Origin of the sequence: Actinokineospora sp. (genome assembly GCF_050699995.1) — a bacterium.
In the GTDB taxonomy this organism is placed as follows: domain Bacteria; phylum Actinomycetota; class Actinomycetes; order Mycobacteriales; family Pseudonocardiaceae; genus Actinokineospora.
This window is the reverse complement of sequence record NZ_JBOHGC010000522.1, coordinates 1-2,720: the sequence shown is the minus strand read 5'-3', so window position 1 is coordinate 2,720 and position 2,720 is coordinate 1. Positions and strand designations below refer to the sequence as shown.

General features: G+C 70.6%; 2 protein-coding genes and 1 pseudogene. All 3 read right to left on the bottom strand.

Going from position 1 to position 2,720, the window contains the following annotated elements; all coding sequences use genetic code 11:
- Nucleotides 1–91: 91 nt before the first annotated feature.
- Nucleotides 92–1,519, bottom strand: coding sequence for a cellulase family glycosylhydrolase (locus ACRDSQ_RS25890; protein ID WP_431424563.1), 1,428 nt, complete (start codon nucleotides 1,517–1,519; stop codon nucleotides 92–94).
- Between the two features lie 16 nt (nucleotides 1,520–1,535).
- Nucleotides 1,536–2,522, bottom strand: coding sequence for an N-acetylglucosamine kinase (locus ACRDSQ_RS25885; RefSeq protein ID WP_431424562.1), 987 nt, complete (start codon nucleotides 2,520–2,522; stop codon nucleotides 1,536–1,538).
- Nucleotides 2,519–2,720 (bottom strand): annotated as a pseudogene (locus tag ACRDSQ_RS25880) (6-phospho-beta-glucosidase); the annotation flags it as partial. The pseudogene ACRDSQ_RS25880 and the gene ACRDSQ_RS25885, both read right to left, overlap by 4 nt.

Below are 2,720 nucleotides of genomic sequence, written 5' to 3'. Positions count from 1 at the left end.
ACCCCCACCCGCGAGTCGCACACTAAGAACATCGAGTCGCACACTCAGAACATCGAGTTACACGTTCAGGCAAGTGAGTTGCGGGTTCAGGTCAGCTCGTCGGGAAGTTGTCCGGGGTCTGCATCCGCTCGCGGATCCACACGCCCGCGGGCTTGAGCCGCGAGGTGCCCGCGTACGGTCCGCCGGGGCAGGTCCCCGGTTGGAAGACCGCGCCCGAGCGCTGGTCGTCGGAGAAGTTCCAGTTGACCCAGCTGATCTTCTTCGCCGCCATCAGGTCCAGGTACCGCTGCGACATTGTGAAGTTGTTCGCGCCGTCCCCGGTGTAGTCCTGGGTGCCGAACTCCGTGACGAACACCGGGATCCGGTCGGCCGCCCGCGACAGCGTGTTCAGGTACTCGTCGGTGTGGGAGGCGGCGTAGAAGTGGAACACGTACATGATGTTCGCCGCGGACACCGGGTTGTTGACGACCTCGGTCTCGCTGCCGCCCTCGGAGACGCCGAGCGACGACCACGCGCGGGTGCCCACCAGGATCGGTGTCTCCGGGTCGTGGGCGCGGATCACCGGGATCAGCTCCTCGGCGTAGGACTTGATCCGCGACCAGCTGACGCCGCTGGGCTCATTGGCGATCTCGTAGAGCAGGTTGGTCTTGTTGTTGTGCCGCTGGGCGATCTCGGTGAAGAACGTCTTGGCGCGACTGAGGTTGTGGTACGGGTCGCCGGGGCTGAGCATGTGCCAGTCCACGAGCGCGTACATCCCGCGGGCCGTAGCCTGCTCGATGATCGAGTGGACCAGATCGGTGTAGTAGCGCGGGTTCGTCTCATACCCGCCTTCCTGGATGTACATGGAGATCCGCAGGACGTCGCCGGACCAGTCAGTGGCGAGCGCGTCGAGCGAGGCCCCGCTGACGCAGTCGCTGTACCACTGCAGCCCGTGCGTGCTCGCCCCGCGCAGCTGGATGGGTTTGCCGTACTGGTTGCACAGTTTCGTGCCGCAGACCTTCAACTGGCCGTTGATGGCGGCCGGTGTCGCACCCGCGGTCGGTCCGCCGACGGTGAGGCTGTCGAGGTTGGGCCCGCCGGTGGCCGCGACCGCGGTGGCTCGGATGCGGTTGGTGCCCGCCGCCAGGGTCGCGGTGGTCGACGCGGTCCTCCACGTCGACCAGGCGCCCGTGGGGCCGAAGGCGAGGTCGTCGGCGGCGAGTGTGCCGTTGACCCGGATGTCCATCGGCCGGTTGGCCGTGGTGCCGTTGGCGAAGCGGAAGGTGAGCGTGGTCGGGCCCGCCGCCGCGGCGGTCACGGTGAACTCGGCGTAGCTTCCGCTCACGTTGTCGTAGTTGACGAATCCGGTCCCGGTGAAGCCGGCGTGGTTGGACTCGACCACCCCCTGGGACACGGTCGCGGCCTCGGCTTGGTGCACCGTCGGGGCGGCGGACACCGGTTGGGTCGGCAGGACGATCGCCACCATCGCGGTGGCCGCCCCCAGGGCGAGCAAGGAACGTGGTTTGGCGCAGGGTCGCACGTTGTTTCCTCTCTTGTCAGATCTCTCCCGGTTGATGTGCGGCGATCAGGCGCCGCACTTGCGCGCGCATCGCCTCCTGGGCGGCTCGGTCCGCCCCGAGTGTGTCCATCGCCAGCAGGGCGGCGCCCACGACCGGCGGATCGGTGACCAGCGTGATCTCCGCGCGTGGCGCTGCGGCATGCAGGCCCGCGCTGACCAGCTGGAACAGCAAGGGATCGAGGGCGCGCAGGACCCCGCCGCCGAGTACCACGGTGGTCGGCGCGGCGAGCAGGCCGAGCCTGCGCAGCGCGGCCGTGGCCAGGGCGACGATCTCGTCGGCCTGCCTGGTCACCACCGAGCGCGCCACCTCGTCGCCCGCCGCGGAGACCCGGAACAGCACCGGGCTCAGCTCGCCCAGCCGCCGGGGGGAGATCTCGCCGAGGTGCACGGCGGCGGACACCTCGGCGGCCGTGGTCCGGTCGAAGTGGTTCGCCACAGCGGCGACCAGGGCGGTGTCCGGGCCGCGGCCGTCCTCGGCGCGGGCGGCGTGCCACAGCGCGAGCGCGCCCAGGTGCTGGCCGCCACCCCAGTCGCCGGAAACGTGCCCCAGCGAGGGAAACCGGACCATCCGGCCGTCCGCCGCCCGGCCCAGGCAGTTGATTCCCGCCCCGCACACCACCGCGACCGCGTCGGGCGCCTCGGTGCCCGCCCGCAGCAGCGCCGCCATGTCGTTGTCCACAATGGACTTGTCGGCCCAGTCCGCGGTCTCGACGGCCGCGGTGAGCGCGGCGACCTCGACCGGCAGGTCCGCGCCCGCCAGGCACACCACGGCCAGTTCCGGGCGCCGCCCGTCCCCGACCCCGCGCACAAGGTGGGTGAGCTTGCCCATCACCGCCGACATCCCGCCCGAGGTCTGATGGTTGGTCCCGCCGCCGCGGGCGAAGCCCACGACGCGGCCGTCGGTGTCGCCTACCAGCACCTCGGTCTTGGAGTTGCCGCCGTCGACGGCGAGGAACACGCTCATCTGGCCCAGGCCAGGTGCGCGGCGTTCTCGGCCAGCAGCCGGTCGGTCAGCTTCTCGGCCAGGTCGACCTGGCCCACCAGCGGATGCGCGAGCAGCGCGCGGAACACCCGGTCGCGCCCGCCGTGCACCGCTGCCTGGACGGCAAGTTCCTCGTAGCCGGATACATGGCTGACGAGGCCCGCCATGTCGGGTCCGAGC

What these genes read in the sequence shown, in the direction of transcription:
- ACRDSQ_RS25885 (WP_431424562.1), bottom strand. Translation starts at nt 2,522, where the DNA reads ATGAGCGTGTTCCTCGCCGTCGACGGCGGCAACTCCAAGACCGAGGTG.